Below are 18,351 nucleotides of genomic sequence, written 5' to 3'. Positions count from 1 at the left end.
AAAGATGCTACAATTTGAAATATTATACTAGCCAGCTGCTGCAATTTCCATTAATATCGTACATAAAATAGCTCCATATGTTCCCACCACATAGCCAAAAACAGCGAGTAGAACACCAACAGTGGCTAACGAGGGATGAAATGCTGCAGCAACTACAGGTGCCGAGGCTGCACCTCCTACGTTTGCTTGACTACCAACCGCCAAGAATAAGTAGGGTGCTTTGATTAACTTTGCAACTGCTATTAACAATCCTGCATGAATAGTCATCCATACGAGACCTATTACTAAAAGCCCAGGGTTTTCGAAGATCATTCCTAAATCCATTTTCATACCTATTGTGGCAACCAAAATATATATAAAAATACTTCCTAATTTACTCGCTCCAGCACCTTCGTATTCCTTAACTTTGGTGTAAGACAGTATTATCCCAATGAGTGTGGCAATAGTTATCAGCCAAAAGAATGTGGAAGTAAAAGAGGATAGCGCCGAGCTTTTGTCGTTAAATATTGAGAAATTCTCTGACAGGAAATTAGAAATCCCACCTGCCCCCCAATGGGCAATCCCAACAGCTACAAATGCTATGGATAGCATAACGATATAGTCTGTTAAACTAGGTGTTCTTGAAATACTAGCTGTATAATTAGCTACCTTGTTTTTTAAAGCCTCTATAGCCGAGGTATCTGCCTTGAGCCATGTGTCTATAGCTTTATTGCGATCGATACCAATTAATATAATAGCCATCCAGATATTTGCTATAACGATATCGACCAATACCATACCACCATATTTATCAGGATTGTATTGATAGATCTCGAGCATAGCAGCTTGATTTGCACCGCCTCCTATCCAACTTCCCGCCAGCGTGGATAATCCTCTCCATACAGCATCAAAACCAACTCCTCCTAGCGTTTCTGGTGATAGTATAGATATTAATAAAATAGCAATAGGGCCACCAATGATTATCCCCACAGTACCAGTAAAGAACATAATAAGAGCCTTCGGACCTAGGTTAAAAACACTTTTCAAGTCTATGCTTAATGTCATAAGGACAAGGGAGGCTGGTAGTAAATAGCGACTAGCTATATAATAAACACTAGATGATTGCTCGATAAGATTTCCATCCTTATCTAGCTCTTTCCACTCTGGAGATATCAGTCCAATAGAGTTAAAAATAGCCGGTAAAAGATAGCACAGTAATAAAGCGGGAACGTATTTGTAGAATGTTTTCCAAAAAGTATTAGTAAGTGAGGCCGTGTAGAATACAGTACCTAAACAAAGCATAAGAATCCCAAAAACTATCGTGTCATTTGTGAAATAAGGAGTATTTTCCATTAGTAAGCGTATTAATTAAGTTATTCGTTGATCCAATTTTTAAAGACATCTTGTTGTAACTGAGATGGGTTCTCTATTTGTTTTATTACAGTTTTGGCAGTGGTTGGTGTATTTGTAATAGCTGTCAGGGTAATGTTTTTAGATCCTCTTCTAATTATAAATGTTTTTGTTTGACCAGCTATCCAGCGGTTAGAATCTGCAAAAATTTCATAAAAATTACTCGATGTATATTTTTTACCATCAATAGATAAAAGAACATCGTGACCTTTAATACCCAAAGTTTGTAAAAATGAATTGAGAGGTGAGTTAGTAGTAAAGCGAATTTCTTTAGTAGCTAGATCGACTTCGAGTAAGGGTTGAGTTTCATGTATAAAATAGGAAGTAGCTACTTGTTTTTGTGAAAGTTCAAGCCCTGCCTTATTGAGGTAAAAATTATAATCAATACTGGTGTTGCCTGCTACAGAATTGGCAAGAAAAGTTGCTATCGATGGGTAAGATAAAGTTTCAATTGCAGTAAAAAGCTCTTGGTCATTAAAAGGTTTATTGTCACCGTATAATGAGATTAAGTTTTTGAGAAGGTCTAAAACTCCATAAGCTCCTTTGCTTTCTTCTCTCATTATTAAATCGATACATAGCGATAGTAATGCTCCTTTTTGATAAACATTAGGGTAATTACTTTTGTATGGTTCTTTTAAAATATTTTTGCTTAATTCGGTAAATGAATAACTATCATATTGTACAGAGGCATTAATCTTTTCGGTTATTCGAGCATAAAAATCTTCCTTAAGAATTAATCCTTGATGAATTTGAAATAACATAGAGAAATACTCGGTCATGCCTTCATACAACCATAGATGTTTAGACATTTCTGGCTTTTGATAATTATAGTTGTGAATTTCTTCAGAATGTAGATGCAACGGAGTTAATATATGAAAGAATTCATGAGAAATAATATCTGCTAAAGTGGCATTCAAATTATCTGATGATAGCGATTCTGGCAAAACGGCTAAGGTTGCATTGTGATGCTCGAGAGCTCCAAACCCTCTAGCGTCATTTTTACTGGCAGAGGATAAATACAATAAAATAGCATAATGCGTAGGAATTTTAAAATCTCCTAAAAAGTTCTTTTGAGCTTTTAATACCCGTTCCAATTCGGGTCTAATTGTTTTTGCAGTATGACGCATTTTTGGAGAATATGTATTAAGAAACACATCCATGTCATCAATTGTAAATTTTTCTGATGCATATGCTTGGTACATTAAAGGAGTATCCACAAGTGAGGCATATGTTTTGAATAATAACTTATCAATTTTGTAAGGAAGTTTACTATTTTCTTCAGAAACTGAATCAGTGGTGCCGAGCAACGTAGATGGATATTGTATCAAAACAGTGTGTTTTCTCAATTTTGAGTCATCATAATACCCAATTAATCCATGAAGATTAAGAAGAAAAAGTTTATCTTTTTCATAACTTGATCCAGTAGGTGAGAATATGGTATGATTCTGTTCATCGTCAAAAGTATCATTAACCCAGTAGCTTATTTTGTCTAATTTTTTAGCATCAAAAATTATCCATTGATTTGTAGTATGCTTTTTTATATGTAACAATGTGCCATCCTTTGCATGCGCTGTAAGGTTCTCTATAAATTCACCGTAATTAGCTATTGTGTAGGTACCAGGAATGATTGCCGGAAAGTTAAAAAGTAACGTATCTTGTGTTATATTATTGGGATTATAAACTACCTTAATTTTATCATCTTTAACATTAGTCAAATCAATCGTTGTAAGAATTGGTGAAGCATAGATATAGGGGGTAGAGGTGGGTTGACTTGTCTTACAAGCTATAACCAATACTGCAATACTAACAAGTAAAAAAAATCTTTTGATCACGCCGTTATAGTATTATATGATCCTTAATAAATTGAGCAACTCCATCTTGTTTTGCGTGAAGTGTTACATGTTTTGCAGCTTTTAACGTTTCCTCCTTTGCGTTTGCTACGGCTACACCTATACCAACAGCTTTTATCATAGCTATATCGTTATAGTTATCGCCAAATGCAACTGCATTTTTTATATCAATGTTATAATGTGTAGACAATAAATGTTGCACTGCTGTTTGTTTTGAGATTGTTTTAGAAGCTATTTCAATATAGGTAGGCTTAGAGCGATACAGATGAAGATCTCCCTCAAAATTATCTTTTAGATAATTATACATTTTGGTCACACTTTCTTCCTGACCCATGCACATAATTTTGTGAGCCCCTTTGTTTTCTGTATTCCATTTGTTCACGGTGTATTTCAAATCTTGTACAACTGGAGTGACTTTCGTATTGTTAGCTTCTCTCTTAGCCCAAAAGTCATTAGAAGGCACATACCACTCATCCTTGTGGTACAGGCTTAGGTGAACCTGCAGGTCAATAGACTGTTCTACAATTTGTTGAACATGCTCTATAGGTATGGTGGTCGAACTAATTATATTGTTGTTATGAACGATTAATCCGCCATTATAGCAGATTAAAGGTTGATCTATAATAGCTAATTGTTCTTGCAGATGGTACATTGCACTAGGCATTCTAGAAGATATAAGTACTACAGGGATCTCTGATTTTATACGTCGAATCTCCTGAATAGTAAACTTTGATAGTTCGCGATCAGCATTTAACAAAGTTCCGTCGATATCTGTAAATACAATTCGATACGGCATCTAATTATAAATTTAGTTGAAAATTATATTGCACTATTGCTGAGTAATAAATGTCGCCAATGATTGGATGACTTCGGGCATAATAGGTCGCCAAGATTCATTATAAGACTTTTGATTTTCCAAGCGATTACCCTTAATTTCTCGTAAAATATGATTCATGTTATCGATAAGAACCAGTGATGCATTTGGTGCAGCTTCTTTTAACTTCACTCCTTCATTAGGGTTTACTTGAATGTCCTTTTTACCATATAGCAACAAGATAGGAATTTTTAACTTAGCAATTTCGATACTGGGATCATACGCCAACCAAGTGCGCATAAAGGGTTGGAGATCGTATCTGAAAATTGATTCTAAAGCCGGCTCGTATACTGTTGCTCTACCATTTTGTTTAAGTTGTTGAAATGCTAATGCAGCACTTCTATCTAAACCCGGAGCTTGCTCGGTAAGTTGATTAATAATTACGTTATCAATAGTCTCTGCATTGCCAGCAATGTTGATAAAAGCGTCTGCTTTATCTTTGGCTGCTATCATGCCAACAAGACTGCCTTGACCATGTCCAGCAAGGACTATTTTTGAATAATCATTATTCTTTTTAAAATAATCAATTATTTCTATCGCATCGTTGATAAAGTTTTTAAATGAAATTTCATTTTCTTTAAACCCCATGCGATCCATCGTAAAGATTCGTTTATCATATCTAAAGGAGGCGATGCCATGTTTAGCAAGTTCTCTTGATAATTTTTTAAAGGTTTCATTTTTTGACATTCTATCATTGCCATCACGGTTTATTGCGCCAGCATCCATAATAAAAATAACCAGAGGCACCTTCTCATCAGCATAGGGAGTCACTAGATTACCTTCAACGTATGGATTAATTTTTATAATTGCAGTATTGTATTCTTTTTCTTGAGAAAAACAATTACTCATAATTATGAATACTAGCACTGTGCTTAAATAAATTCTCATAAAATTTGGGGTCATTTTACTTACATTTTTTGTTTAAACAGTAGTTCCAAAATCTAATAGTAAAATGTAATACAGACATTGGGCTGTTTTTTTTATTATTTAAGTTTTTAAAATGTGTAATAAGAGCTAAACGAAAATTTATAATTTAATAGTGCACTAACATAGCCTTTTTTATCTTTGCTTCAAAATTTAACGATGAAATATCACTGTACGCTTTATCTTATGCTTACAATGCTTACTATAAATTATAGTGTAGCAAAGGATGATTGGGGAAAAACAGGACATAGAACAACCGCAAAAATTGCCGAAAAATATTTGACCAAACGAGCAGCTCGAGCAATAGGTTCTTTACTCGATGGAAATTCAATAGCATGGGTGTCTACATTTGCAGATGATATTAAAAGTGACAAAGCTTTCAAAAAATTTGGACCTTGGCATTATGTTAATTTTGAATTTGGAGAAAAGTACAGGAAAGAAACAGCTTATTCTGGCGGAGATATTTTACAAGGTATAGAGTTTTGTGTCAAAATTCTAAATACAAAAACCGCTGCAAAATCAGAAAAGACTTTTTATTTAAAAATGCTAATTCATTTAATAGGTGATTTACATCAACCCTTACATGTTGGTAGAGCAGAGGATAAGGGAGGTAATGATATCCAAGTACAGTGGTTCAAAAAAGGCTCAAATTTACATAGAGTATGGGATAGCGAGATGATTGATCATAATGGAATGAGTTATACCGAATTAGCTAGTAACGCAACAAAATTTTCTAAGAAAACATATAAAAAAGTGATTCAAGGTACTCTGTTAGATTGGAGTTACGAATCGCAGAACCTTGCCAAAGCAGTCTATGATTCTGCGCAAAGTGGGGACAAACTAGGCTATCGTTACATGTACGATCATTTTGAAATAGTGCAGCAACAACTAGAAAAAGGTGGGGCTAGATTGGCAGCAATACTCAACCGCATTTTTGGATAATTATTCATTATCGACCGACGCATGAATTGTGGAGTCGGATATCTCATCACGATATTGTTTGGGAGATTTATTAAAATATTTTTTAAACGTTTTTGTAAGATGGCTCTCATCAGTATATCCAAGTTGATAGGCTATTTCTGCAATCGTAAACTCTGTATGTTGCAGTCGATATTCGACTAGTTTCATTTTGTATTGAGTGACATATTGATGTATGGACTCTCCAGTCTTCTTTCTGAAATAGGTACTGATTGAGCTTTGAGACATATTAAATTTATTGGATAAATAATTAATCTTGGTACGCTCGTTATCATATACATTTTGTCTAATATGGCTTAAGATTTTTTCAATTTTTGAAGGTGTTGAAATTTTGCTTTTATCCTCATGATGATATTTCTCAGATATATTACGCACTATAAGACTAAGGATAGTGCTTATTGCATTAGATATTATTTCTTGATAATAGATTTTTTCATTCTTAAATTCGGTTAAAACCAAATCATGAATATCCCAGATAATACCCCGATCTTCATCTTTAAATATAACATCCCCAGGAATAAGGTTAGGTTGATGTAATAACTGCTCTATACGTTGTAACCAGTACTTTCTATCTGGAAGATTAACTTTGCTCGAAAAAAGTAATTCTGTAAACTTAAAATAGGTAAAAGTTGAGGATTGAAGCACCTCAAAATGATGTGTGTCTTCCGGAGCTAAGAGAAATATATTTTGTGGATGATAAGGTACTTTGACTCCGTTTATAGTATGATATCCTCTGCCGTTTTCAATAAAAATAATCTCAAAATAATTATGATTATGCGGCTCTTTTTCCCAATTGTCAGAAGAATATTGATGAACAACAAAAATTTCATGCAAAGAATAACGCGTCATAGCAAATGTTTCTTTTAAAGTTACGAAAAAATGATGAGATTATAGGTGTACTATTTTTACAAGTTTTCTGCACGTTTTTACATGTAGTTTAACTAGAATGGGGTAGTATCTTTGTATCTCAAATGAAGGGTACTTAGATCGCTATGAAATTAACATTCTTAGTTTATATTTTACCAAGGATTATTTTTGGATTATTCTTATTTTTTCATGGTACTTTTAATGTATATGACTACAGTAATTTTTTACTGAGACTTAATTCCTATTTTACGAAGACAACTTTCTTCAATTTAGAAATTTTAAAAGCGCTAGGGCCTTTGGTTCCTTTTATCGAATTTATTATTGGCTTTTTTTTACTATTAGATTTTTTTATAAAACCTGTTTTGTGGGTCGCAACTATATTATTTTCGGGAATCATTTTGTTCTTATTAGATGCTAAAGAAGAAAGTTTATTAACGACGCATATAATACTACTAAGTGTTACATTAACTTTATACATAAATGAGCGTTACAATCTTAGGGGTTCTGATAAAACAGATAGTTGGTCGATGAAGTTATAACGTATGTTAGAGTGGATATTTTTGATTTCTATTCCAGAATTTTTCGGAATGTTAAGTTAATGCGAGGGTTGGTAATTTTTTTTGATTTAGGGACTTGATGTAGCCAATTTTCTTGTGTACCGTCTCCCATTATAAGCAAACTTCCAGAAGTTAGCCATACCTTTTTTTTTAATGATTTATCGGTTTTATGTTTAAAATGAAACCAACGTGCTTCACCTAGACTTAGCGATGCTATTATTGGATTTGATCCTAGTTCTTTCTCATCATCAGCATGCCATCCATTACTGTCCTGACCATCACGATATAGATTTGCCAAGCAAGTCGTAAATGCTACGTCGCAATGTTTATTAATGGAAGCTAAAAGCTCTTGTAGAACCGGAGGCATTTTGTGAGGGTGCATTATAACATTCGAGTACCTATAAGGTTTGTTATTTGTTGCAAAAAGAGCTGTTAATCTTGGCTGTAAATGAGTTTTACCAAATACAGTAATTTGATCCTGTTGCCAAGGGATAGTTGACAAGAGATATTCAAAAAGATTTTTTGCTTCAGTAGGGGGCAAAAATGAAACATTGTACACTACGTTTGCATCTGGCATAGGTAGCTTGATAAATTCATTAGTATTTTCAAAAAGCAATAAAGACATTGTGATTTTTATGCGTATTGATATACCCAGTAAATAAGAATAAATTGTAGTAAAAACCTCAATACTAATACAAATTTGGGTAAGTTTAAACTTGCTTTTTTATTAAGTATCATGTGTATATGCACAGGAAAAAACAATATCAATAAAATAATGACGCACCATAATGTATATGTTTTGACTGTACTAAATATAAGAAGTAATCCTAATGATATTTCTGCTAAGCCACTCAAATAAACGAACACTTTTCTATAAGGTATATAAAGTGGCATAATACGCATAAACGCTTTTGGTTTTATCAAGTGAAAAAAACCTGCGACAATCAAAATGAAGGATAAAAGATATAGATGCCAGGTCATGTAGTTTTTGACTTTTTATTCTGTTTGAACTTTTTGTAACTATTAAATTTTTGTTTTAATCTGATATATGCATTAGTGTAGTCAATTTTTCGGAAACGAATAGCTAGCCAATCACTATTCATAACTATTTTTTTTACTGGAATTAAATTATAATCTTCTAAGATTTGCCAATTATAAAAAGTTGAGGTATCCAACTTAAAGCGAAGTGGAGTTTCATTAGGGTATGCAAACCAAAGAATGGCATCTCCTATAAGCTTTGGATAAAGTGTTTCTATCTGATTTTCAATTTTTGTATCATCATTAATAAAAACGATCGCAAAATCTACTCTAGAAACTTGAACTAATGACTCTTTTATAGTTAGATTAGGTAATTTTTCTAAAGCTATTGAAAATCCTTCTGGTTCATTCAAAATAAGAATTTCATCGAGATTATAAGATAACTTGAGCTTATTACATAAGGGTGTCATAACTTAAAAAAATCATTTATAGATCTTCTTAAAGATACAAAAAAATACCGCTATTACGCGGTATTTTCGTAAGAAAGTTATAAGAGTTTTACATAGTTATTTTTTTTGCATTATCTGGTGTAGCAAATAAATTGCCTTCCTCTTTTAAAAAGGTAACATCGCTAATAATGGCTTCTCCCAATTTTTCAGCGACTCCAGAAGCTTCAGACCAATTATTAAATTCCCATTGCATAGCAATAGGTATTCCTGCTATTGTCTGGTAGTTCTTGTATTGTATCGCATGAGGCTCAGGTTTTTTGTCGTCTCCTTCTTCACGTCCGAAGGTAACAATGTATGCAGCCGCTTTTAATAAATTGGAGGTGTTATCTCTATACAATACATACCAATCATCTGGCGCATCCCCAGTTCCAGGTGTAAAAGTCATTTTTGCCGTACTATATAAGGTGTCATTTAAACTTTTATCCCCTGCCATTTCAATAATTGCGCCTGCATCGTTTAGTTTATAGGGTAAACCAAAAAAGTAGGTCCATGTAAACATATCAAATCTGGCTCCTTTGTCATCTGCATCTATAGGGCATAGATACGCCTCTGTGCCATCAAATATTAATTTACTACCGTCTTTCTTATCAATTCTGATTTTAGACGAATTTGTAAGCATTGTTACTTTGGCATCCAATCGTTGTTTGCCTCCAAACATCAAATCAAGATGAAAACTTACTATCTTATGATCAATAAATTGATCTTTCTTATGTGCCGTTTCAATACTACTTACATAATGATCAGCAATTGAAACGGCACCGTCACCAATACCTCCGTTAGATTCAACAGGAATCATTTCTTGATCAGATTGCTCATCTGTAATTTTTTCTTTTTTCACTGTATTGCAGCTTAGTGTGCTTATTATTAGTAAAATTAGGGTTAGTTTATGTATCATTCTTATAATTAATTTTTGTGTTATACACTTTAGCTATTAAAAGTACAAAATGCTTACTGTTCGAATCGAATATTAAGATAATTGTAACATTACTATGTTTAATTTTTAAAAATCTTAGTCGTTTAGATGATAAAAATAAACTGTAATTCAAACGTTCATTATGTAATCATAAACCATAATGGTATTTTTGAAATACTTTAAAAAATGAAATTGTTATAATTTATGAATAGTGCACAGATAGACAGTAAAAACGAAAAGAACTTACCAGGTGATACTTCATTAGTGAGTTCACCCGAAGAACTCATTGAATTAAGTGAATTTGATAAAGGAAACTATATGTATACTATTGAGGATTATTTTGCTAAACCGAAGGCCAAAAGTTTTCAGTTGTCTCCCGATGGCATGTACCTTTCTTATCAAGAGAAAGATGAGAACAAAAAAAATCATGTTTATGTAAAATGCCTGAAAAACGGTGAAATTACGCGTGCTATAGAGGAGCAAGACGAATTAATTCGCGGTTATGGATGGGCCAATGAGAAGCGTTTGATTTTTATCATGGATACTGGTGGGGATGAAAACTATCACGTTTTTGCCACCAATGTAGATGGATCGGATACAAAAGAATTAACACCCTTTGATGGCGTACAGGTTCAAATTTTGCAAATGCTGAAGGAGGATAAGGAACATATAATAATTGGGATGAATAAAACCAATAAAGAGGTGTTCGAGCCTTACCGAATTAACATATATACGGGAGCGTTAAAACAGCTCTATGAAAATGATAATGTCGAGTACCCAATAATGGATTATATTTTTGATAAGGATGGTGAGCTACGTGGGTATACACGTTTACTCAATGGCGTGGATATCGAACTTTATTATGCCAAAGAGAATCAACAATATGAATGTATTAAAAAGCTCAATTGGAAGGATACATTCTCTATCAAAAGTTTCTCCTATAACCCAGAGAATAAACACGAAGCTTATGTAGTATCGAATCTTACAAGTGATCGCTCGGAAATTTATTTATACGATCTTAAAAAAGATGCGATAATTAAAAAATTATTTTCTGATTCACTTTACGATGTGTCGGGTATTGGTTTGTCAAGAAAACGCAATTTTGAGCTTGATTATTTTTCGTTTCAAGGAGAGAAAAAAGTCATACATCCTGTTAGTTCCTTTTATACTAAATTACATGATACTATTACTAAGCGTTTTCCAGATCAGCAATATGCAATTGCAGATAAGACCGATAGTGAAGATAAGTATTTAATTTATGTGCAAAGTGATGTAATATACGGCGTGTATTATGTATATGATGTTGCACAAAATTCGTTTGAACTCCTTTATAATTTGATGCCTCAGCTTAAAGAGGAAGAGATGGCTACAATGCAACCCATCTCATTTAAGAGTAGAGATGGGATTACTATCTATGGTTATTTAACATTACCAAATAATATCGCGTCCTTAAAAAAAGTGCCTTTAATTGTAAACCCACATGGTGGTCCGCAAGGTATACGTGATACGTGGGGTTTTAATCCCGAAAATCAATTATTTGCTAGTAGGGGCTACGCTACGCTTCAAGTTAATTTTAGGATTTCTGGAGGGTATGGTAGAAAGTTCTTGGAGTCTGGATTTAAACAAATTGGTCGCAAGGCAATGGATGATGTCGAGGATGGAATTGACTATGTAATCAATCAAGGATCTATTGATAAAGAAAAAATAGCAATCTATGGAGGTAGCCATGGTGGATATGCAGTGTTGCGAGGTTTAACTAAGACACCAGATTTATATTGTTGCGGAGTTGATTATGTAGGGGTATCTAATTTATTTTCATTTATGAAAACTATACCACCTTATTGGAAGCCCTATCTTAAAATTATAAAAGAAATCTGGTATGATGAAGACATAGCCGAAGAAAATACAATAATGAGAGAAGTATCTCCAGTTTTTCAAATTGATAAGATAAAAAAACCACTTTTTGTGGTTCAAGGAGCAAATGATCCTAGAGTCAATATTGATGAGTCAGATCAAATTGTACGAGCGCTACGTGCCAAAGGTTTTGAAACACCTTATATGGTTAAGTATGATGAGGGACATGGTTTTGCAAAAGAAGAAAATAGCATTGAAATGTACAAAGCCATGATGGGGTTTTTGGCTAAGCATTTGCAATAGTAAGTCAACAGAATTTAACTAAAGACAAAATTAAACCCTGCTTGGATGTGATCCGAGCAGGGTTTGTTATATTTAATTGTAAGATATTTATAGTAAAGGATATACTGATTTCGGTTTTCCATTATTGTAAACGAATATTATATGAATTCCCTGAGAAGTTATTCCTCTAAATTTATTATTGGAAAATTTAACTTTTTCACTATAAGCGAAATGAACTTCTTGAAACAATTTAGTTAGATTCCAATTTTTCGGAAAAAATGTGCTTTCAGTCTCCTTAGTTATCCATTTATGATTAAAAGGATGTTTATACTGAAATTTAGCCTCCCATACTCCAGTCTCAATATTTTTATTGGTTATTTCCAAAATTCTTACTCTATCTTCATCATAAAAGTGCACTCCAGTTATATTACCATTTGACACTCTTCCTCTAATACAATGATCTATTAAATCTATCAATTCAGGATTGTAATCTTGATTTTTTGGAGTAGCGATAAAATTTTTCACCTCATTTATATTACTTTCTTTAAGGATTTTCTGAGCTCTTTTACTATTAGTGCTTGCAATATTTTTGAAAATTACAGAGTTTTTTTTTAGAGCACGAAGTGAGTTAAAAGGACCGTCTCCTTGTTTAAAATTCAAAATTTTTTGTTCAAAAAAATGAACTAAATGATTCGGAACTTTTGTAATTATTGGTCCTGATGATAAACCTTGTTTGTCTGTGGTTGATATTTGCTTTAGTATATAGAATGAATATTTAATCATTAGATTAAAGATACAAAAAAGCCGCTATTTTTTTTGAAAAAAATAGCGGCTTAAAATGATCCTCTTTACTTGATCATTTCAAAACTTCGATTAATGAAGTTTGTAAGTTCTTCACCTTTCAATAAATTTTGTGACAACCTTGCCAAGTCTAATGACTGTTTGATCAAGCGTTCTTTCTTTTTATCTGTTTTAGCCTCTCGAATCTGTCCGATAAGGTCATGATTAGTATTTACCACAAGATTATACATCTCAGGCATGCCACCCATGCCAAACATACCACCACCGCCAGATTGCTGCATCTCTTTCATACGGCGCATAAACTCGGGTTGTGTGATCATAAATGGCGATGCATTACTATCCATTGCTTCTAATTGTATTGTATACTTTTCTTTTGGAACAACGGTTTCTAAATCTGTTTTGAGTGCATCTTTTTCTTCATCTGATAGTTTGGAGATTTTTTCTTCATCTTTTTTAATCAGATTGTCGATATGATCTGCATCAACACGAACAAAAGAGATGTTCTCTTTACTAGTTTCTAATTTTTGAATTAAATGAGAAACAATAGGGGAGTCAAGCAATAAAACCTCGTAACCCTTACCTTTGGCAGCCTCAATATATGCATGTTGTTCGTCCTTATTAGAGGTGTAAAGAATAACAGTCTTACCATCTTTATCAGTCTGTGTATCTTTAATTTTTTCTTGTAATTCTTCAAATGTAAAATACGTATTATCTACCGTTGGGTATAAAGCAAACTTATCAGCTTTCTCAAAGAATTTATCTTCAGAAAGCATTCCATATTCAATAACAATTTTGATATCATTCCATTTTTGTTCAAAATCCTCACGATTATTTTTAAATAATGAAGATAATTTATCAGCAACTTTACGCGTAATATAACTTGATATCTTTTTTACTGCACCATCTGCTTGTAAATAAGAACGAGAAACATTTAAAGGTATATCTGGAGAATCAATAACACCGCGTAGCATAGTTAAAAATTCTGGAACAATACCTTCTACATTATCAGTGACGAATACTTGATTTTGATATAATTGAATACGATCTTTTTGCATATTCATGTCCTGTCCTAACTTTGGGAAGTATAAAATTCCGGTTAAGTTGAAGGGATAATCAACATTAAGATGTATATTAAAAAGTGGCTCTTCAAACTGCATAGGATACAGTTCTCTGTAAAAACTTTTGTAATCTGTGTCTTCTAATTCTGTAGGTTGCTTTGTCCAAGCAGGATTAGGATTATTTATAATATTATCTACCTCTTGCGTTGGCGCAGGATCTTCCTCTTTTGCATCCTCTGGTTTTGGCAGCGTTTCAGTTTTAGTTCCAAACTTAATGGGAACTGGCATGAATTTATTGTATTTGCTCAATAATTCAGAAATCTTAGAATCTTCTAAAAATTCTGATTCATCCTCGCTGATATGAAGAATAATTTCTGTCCCACGATCTTGCTTATCTGCAGATTCGATAGTATACGATGGTGAACCGTCACAAATCCAATGTGCAGCTGGCTCATCTTTAAAAGATTTAGTTATTATTTCTACTTTATCTGCTACCATAAATGCAGAGTAGAAACCAAGACCAAAATGTCCAATAATTCCAGAATCCTTGGCACTGTCTTTATATTTTTCCAAAAATTCTTCAGCTCCAGAGAAAGCTACCTGATTGATGTATTTTTCGACCTCTTCTTTGGTCATTCCAATACCTTGATCGATAATATGTAATTGCTTTTTATCTTTATCAATCTTTACCTCGATCATGGGATTACCATACTCGACTTTAGCTTCACCAATATTCGAAAGGTGCTTTAGTTTTAAAGTTGCATCTGTCGCATTTGAGATTAATTCTCGTAAAAAGATTTCATGATCAGAATATAAAAATTTCTTTATTAAAGGAAAGATATTCTCAACTGATACATTAATACTACCTGTAGCCATATAGAATGATATTTTGTGATTATTTATTTACTTAATTAAGTAGTGTATAGTCAAAAAAAATACCAAGATTAATTTGCTGACAAACTGACATTTTAAAGCTACTTTGTAAGTAAGATATCGAGTGAGCGACTATATAGCAGGTTATTTAATGGTACAATTAGTTTCAAAAATTCTGAAAGAACTTTAACAAACAATTTGTTTAACTTTTTCGCCTGAAAGGTAAACAATTAGTAATTTTACATAAACTTAATAGTTATGGCAGCCACAAAGAAAAAAGTAACAACAAAAAAATCTCCGTCAAAATTTGATATCATCACAATGTATATGGAGTATGTATTGGAGCATGAGACTTATCCAAAATCTATCTACAAATTTTGTAAGCTGAACAAAATTATAGAATCAGATTTTTATACGCATTTTGGGGGTGTCGAGGCGTTAAAAAAAGAAATCTGGACTATTCTATATGATAAGACCCTAGAAGTAGCGCATGCCAATCAAGAGTATGATCAGTTTAACAGTAGAGAAAAAATGTTAACTTTTTTCTACAGCTTTTTTGAGATGTTGACTTTAAACAGAAGCTACATACTTTTTGCTTTAAGCGAACATGATATGATGTTAAAGAATATGGAGCAACTTAAAGGGTTACGTAGGAAGATTAAAGAATTTTCTACCACCTTGATAGAAGAAGATAATAATGAGAAGCAATTTAAATTAACAAAAAATCCAGTTACTGTTTTTTCTGAGGGTGCTTGGGTTCAATTTCTATTTTTATTGAAATTTTGGATGCATGATGATTCTGCTGGATTTGAAAAGACAGATGTAGCTATCGAAAAATCGGTAAACACAATTTTTGATGTATTTGACAATACTCCGCTCAATAATATTCTTGACTTAGGTAAATTCCTTTGGAAAGAGCGTACCATGTAGAAGGGATTACATTTTTGATTTTTTACTTATAAATTACTTATGAAGACAATAGATAAAATACCAGTTTCCAAGATAGGCAGAACTACAGAGCTCGTTAAGACTGGCGTTAAAGTAGGAGGTAATTATTTGAAATATTACAGTAAAAAAGCAATGAATCCAGATATAACTAAGGACCAGTTAAACGAGGATAATGCTGCAGATATCTATGATGGTCTCAAAAATTTAAAAGGTAGTGCGCTTAAGGTGGCTCAAATGCTATCTATGGAGAAAAGTTTGTTGCCAAGTGCTTATGTCGAAAAATTTTCGTTATCACAATTTAGTGTGCCTCCTTTATCGGCTCCTTTAGTGAGGAAAACTTTTAAAAAATATCTCGGTAAATACCCAGAAGAATTATATGATACGTTTGCAACTCAATCGGTCAATGCTGCAAGTATCGGTCAGGTACATAAAGCAACCAAATTTGGGAGAAAACTTGCTGTGAAAATCCAATATCCAGGAGTTGCAGACAGTATCAGTTCTGATCTAGCTATGGTTAAGCCTATTGCAATTAGAATGTTTAATTTGAAAGGCAAGGACTCAGAAAAATTTTTTAAAGAAGTAGAGGGTAAGTTATTGGAGGAAACAGATTATCTTCTGGAAGTATCGCAAAGTATACAAATTACTGATGCTTGCTCTCAAATACCAAATTTAAAGTTTCCTACATATTACAAAGAGCTTTCAAGCGAGCGGACTATTACCATGGACTGGATGGAAGGTGTTCATATAAGTGAGTTTGCAAAAGTAAATAAGGATCAAGATAAAGCAAATAAAGTTGGGCAAGCATTATGGGATTTTTATATGTATCAAATGCATATTTTAAAAGCGGTTCATGCCGATCCGCATCCTGGTAATTTTTTGGTAGATTATGATGCTAATTTAATAGCCATTGATTTTGGCTGTGTCAAAAAGGTTCCTATGGAATTTTACACGCCTTATTTTGAGCTCGCAGAAAGAAAAAATATTGATAATCCTGAATTCTTTCAAAAGAAGTTATTTGAATTAGAAATCTTGCGTGATGATGATTCTGAAAAGGAAAGAGTTTATTTTTCGCAACTCTTTTACGAGATGTTAAGTTTGTTTACAACACCATTTAATAAAGATCGTTTTGATTTTGCAGATACATCCTTTTGGGATGGAATTACAGAACTTAGTGAAAAGTATACGAATGATACCGAGCTTAGAAAAATGAATGGTAATAGAGGAAGTAAACATTTTCTCTATATCAATAGAACGTTTTTTGGACTCTATAACTTATTACATGACCTAAAAGCCACAGTTGAGGTCAAAAATTATGAAAGGTACCTTTAGCTAGTCGCCTGATTAGCTTGGTTTGTTTATTTATTGGTTAGGTTGTTAGAAAGGTATGCTGTGGTTGGCATGCCTTTCGCTTTATAAAAAAATGAAAGTTGATTGATAGGAAAAGATTGAGAACGAAGTGTTTTACTAATTATTTAGTATGCATGCATACTAAATAAGGGAAGATTCTTTTATCAAAACCATTAATATACATATCTTGTCCTGCAGTTTTTTAAATTAAAGATGTAATTATTAGCAATTACATAAAATACACACATAAAATATATGTATACTTCAAAAATATCTGGATTAGGAAGTTACGTTCCAGACAATGTAGTCACTAACGACGATCTATCCAAAGTTATGGATACCAACGATGCGTGGATACAAGAGCGTACAGGAATAAAAGAAAGACGTCACATAAAAAAAGGAGATGGTAATAGTACTGCCAAAATGGGAGTAAAAGCAGCAAAAATAGCCATCGAAAGAGCAAAATTAACCAATAATGATATAGACCTTATCATCTTTGCTACATTGAGTCCTGATATGTATTTTCCGGGTGGCGGAGTGCAAGTACAAGACATGATGAACATGCGTACCATACCAGCTTTGGATGTACGTAATCAGTGCAGTGGTTTTGTCTATGCTTTATCGGTAGGCGATCAATTTATAAAAACAGGCATGTACAAAAATGTGCTAATTATAGGCAGTGAAAATCATAGTGGAGGATTGGACATGACCACACGAGGTCGTGGCGTTTCAGTTATATTTGGTGATGGTGCAGGAGCAGCTGTATTGAGTCGTAGCGAAGATAAAAATCATGGAGTTTTATCCACGCATTTACATAGCGAAGGAGCGCATGCCAAAGAACTATCTTTAATAGGGCCAAGTACAGAACATTGGGTACCCGAAATCATTGAAGAAAATCCGCAAGAGGATATACCGTATTATCCATATATGAATGGTCAATTCGTATTTAAGAATGCAGTAGTACGTTTTTCTGAAGTAATTAATGAAGGATTGAAAGCAAATAGTTTCAAAGCTGAAGATATCGATATGCTAATTCCGCATCAAGCAAATTTGAGAATTTCGCAATTTGTACAACGACAATTCAAATTATCAGATGATCAGGTATATAACAATATTCAGAAATATGGAAACACTACAGCCGCTTCAATACCTATTGCTTTGACAGAAGCTTGGGAAAATGGAAAAATTAAAGAAGGAGACTTGGTAGTTTTAGCTGCTTTTGGTAGCGGATTTACCTGGGGAAGCGCCATTATAAAATGGTAATACGTTTTCTTACAAACAAAAAAACGCGAAACTTACAGGTTTCGCGTTTTTTTTTGGTTAAATTTTTTAAAGGCTAATTCAAATAA

General features: G+C 33.1%; 17 protein-coding genes. 6 read left to right on the top strand and 11 right to left on the bottom strand.

The genetic code is table 11. The features are described from left to right. Positions 1 to 27: 27 nt before the first annotated feature. From ACE939_RS09620 to ACE939_RS09605, 4 genes are read right to left on the bottom strand one after another with little or no spacing between them, the layout of a single operon-like run. On the bottom strand, positions 28 to 1,332 hold the full coding sequence (locus ACE939_RS09620; RefSeq protein WP_378185268.1) for a DUF819 domain-containing protein: 1,305 nt from the start codon (positions 1,330 to 1,332) through the stop codon (positions 28 to 30). A gap of 20 nt (positions 1,333 to 1,352) precedes the next feature. Next, positions 1,353 to 3,221: a peptidase M61 gene (locus tag ACE939_RS09615; protein WP_378185265.1), complete on the bottom strand. Its 1,869-nt coding sequence runs from the start codon at positions 3,219 to 3,221 to the stop codon at positions 1,353 to 1,355. 4 nt (positions 3,222 to 3,225) lie between these two features. Beyond that, the gene (locus tag ACE939_RS09610) at positions 3,226 to 4,035 is read right to left on the bottom strand and encodes an HAD family hydrolase (RefSeq protein WP_378185263.1); all 810 of its coding nucleotides are present in this window, start codon (positions 4,033 to 4,035) and stop codon (positions 3,226 to 3,228) included. Between the two features lie 33 nt (positions 4,036 to 4,068). Further along, positions 4,069 to 4,962 (bottom strand): alpha/beta hydrolase, encoded by an 894-nt coding sequence (locus tag ACE939_RS09605; RefSeq protein WP_378185261.1) that lies wholly within the window; start codon positions 4,960 to 4,962, stop codon positions 4,069 to 4,071. A 234-nt stretch (positions 4,963 to 5,196) separates the two neighbouring features. Here ACE939_RS09605 and ACE939_RS09600 point away from each other — a divergent pair, with 234 nt between their 5' ends. Further along, entirely contained in the window at positions 5,197 to 5,979 is a 783-nt protein-coding gene (locus ACE939_RS09600) for a S1/P1 nuclease (RefSeq protein WP_378185258.1), read from the top strand. Here the strand turns inward: ACE939_RS09600 and ACE939_RS09595 are convergent, their stop codons facing one another. Beyond that, positions 5,980 to 6,864: an AraC family transcriptional regulator gene (locus tag ACE939_RS09595; RefSeq protein ID WP_378185256.1), complete on the bottom strand. Its 885-nt coding sequence runs from the start codon at positions 6,862 to 6,864 to the stop codon at positions 5,980 to 5,982. It abuts the gene before it with no gap. A gap of 143 nt (positions 6,865 to 7,007) precedes the next feature. On the opposite strand from ACE939_RS09595, the gene ACE939_RS09590 reads away from it, so the two are divergent. Next, positions 7,008 to 7,421 carry a hypothetical protein gene (locus tag ACE939_RS09590; protein ID WP_378185254.1) on the top strand — a complete coding sequence of 138 codons (414 nt, stop codon included), beginning with the start codon at positions 7,008 to 7,010 and terminating at the stop codon, positions 7,419 to 7,421. 28 nt (positions 7,422 to 7,449) lie between these two features. Here ACE939_RS09590 and ACE939_RS09585 read toward each other — a convergent pair whose 3' ends face one another. From ACE939_RS09585 to ACE939_RS09570, 4 genes are all read right to left on the bottom strand, one after another. Beyond that, entirely contained in the window at positions 7,450 to 8,064 is a 615-nt protein-coding gene (locus tag ACE939_RS09585) for an alpha-ketoglutarate-dependent dioxygenase AlkB (protein ID WP_378185252.1), read from the bottom strand. A gap of 8 nt (positions 8,065 to 8,072) precedes the next feature. Beyond that, complete coding sequence (locus tag ACE939_RS09580; RefSeq protein ID WP_378185250.1) at positions 8,073 to 8,420, bottom strand: MauE/DoxX family redox-associated membrane protein; 348 nt, start codon at positions 8,418 to 8,420, stop codon at positions 8,073 to 8,075. Next, positions 8,417 to 8,887, bottom strand: a complete 471-nt coding sequence (locus ACE939_RS09575; RefSeq protein WP_378185248.1) for a hypothetical protein — start codon at positions 8,885 to 8,887, stop codon at positions 8,417 to 8,419. The genes ACE939_RS09580 and ACE939_RS09575 overlap by 4 nt, the downstream gene beginning before the upstream one ends. An 88-nt stretch (positions 8,888 to 8,975) precedes the next feature. Beyond that, positions 8,976 to 9,764 carry a DUF6503 family protein gene (locus ACE939_RS09570; protein WP_378185246.1) on the bottom strand — a complete coding sequence of 263 codons (789 nt, stop codon included), beginning with the start codon at positions 9,762 to 9,764 and terminating at the stop codon, positions 8,976 to 8,978. Between the two features lie 279 nt (positions 9,765 to 10,043). Between ACE939_RS09570 and ACE939_RS09565 the strand changes: the two genes are divergently transcribed. After that, on the top strand, positions 10,044 to 11,996 hold the full coding sequence (locus tag ACE939_RS09565; RefSeq protein ID WP_378185244.1) for an alpha/beta hydrolase family protein: 1,953 nt from the start codon (positions 10,044 to 10,046) through the stop codon (positions 11,994 to 11,996). Positions 11,997 to 12,083: 87 nt separating this feature from the next. Here ACE939_RS09565 and ACE939_RS09560 read toward each other — a convergent pair whose 3' ends face one another. Both ACE939_RS09560 and htpG read right to left on the bottom strand, forming a co-directional pair. Then, on the bottom strand, positions 12,084 to 12,758 hold the full coding sequence (locus ACE939_RS09560) for an EndoU domain-containing protein (RefSeq protein WP_378185242.1): 675 nt from the start codon (positions 12,756 to 12,758) through the stop codon (positions 12,084 to 12,086). Between the two features lie 65 nt (positions 12,759 to 12,823). Next, positions 12,824 to 14,710 (bottom strand): molecular chaperone HtpG, encoded by a 1,887-nt coding sequence (gene htpG, locus ACE939_RS09555; RefSeq protein ID WP_378185240.1) that lies wholly within the window; start codon positions 14,708 to 14,710, stop codon positions 12,824 to 12,826. 255 nt (positions 14,711 to 14,965) lie between these two features. Between htpG and ACE939_RS09550 the strand changes: the two genes are divergently transcribed. The 3 genes from ACE939_RS09550 (at position 14,966) to ACE939_RS09540 (ending at position 18,265) form a co-directional block, all read left to right on the top strand. Beyond that, positions 14,966 to 15,637, top strand: coding sequence for a TetR family transcriptional regulator C-terminal domain-containing protein (locus tag ACE939_RS09550; RefSeq protein ID WP_378185238.1), 672 nt, complete (start codon positions 14,966 to 14,968; stop codon positions 15,635 to 15,637). Between the two features lie 39 nt (positions 15,638 to 15,676). Then, positions 15,677 to 16,984: an ABC1 kinase family protein gene (locus ACE939_RS09545; RefSeq protein WP_378185237.1), complete on the top strand. Its 1,308-nt coding sequence runs from the start codon at positions 15,677 to 15,679 to the stop codon at positions 16,982 to 16,984. 273 nt (positions 16,985 to 17,257) lie between these two features. Then, positions 17,258 to 18,265, top strand: a complete 1,008-nt coding sequence (locus ACE939_RS09540) for a 3-oxoacyl-ACP synthase III family protein (RefSeq protein WP_378185235.1) — start codon at positions 17,258 to 17,260, stop codon at positions 18,263 to 18,265. The last annotated feature ends 86 nt before the right edge of the window (positions 18,266 to 18,351 follow it).

Origin of the sequence: Aquimarina rhodophyticola (assembly GCF_042434915.1) — a bacterium.
Classification (GTDB): Bacteria; Bacteroidota; Bacteroidia; order Flavobacteriales; family Flavobacteriaceae; genus Aquimarina.
The sequence above is the reverse complement of the archived record's forward strand: the minus strand, read 5'-3'. Positions and strand labels throughout refer to the sequence as shown.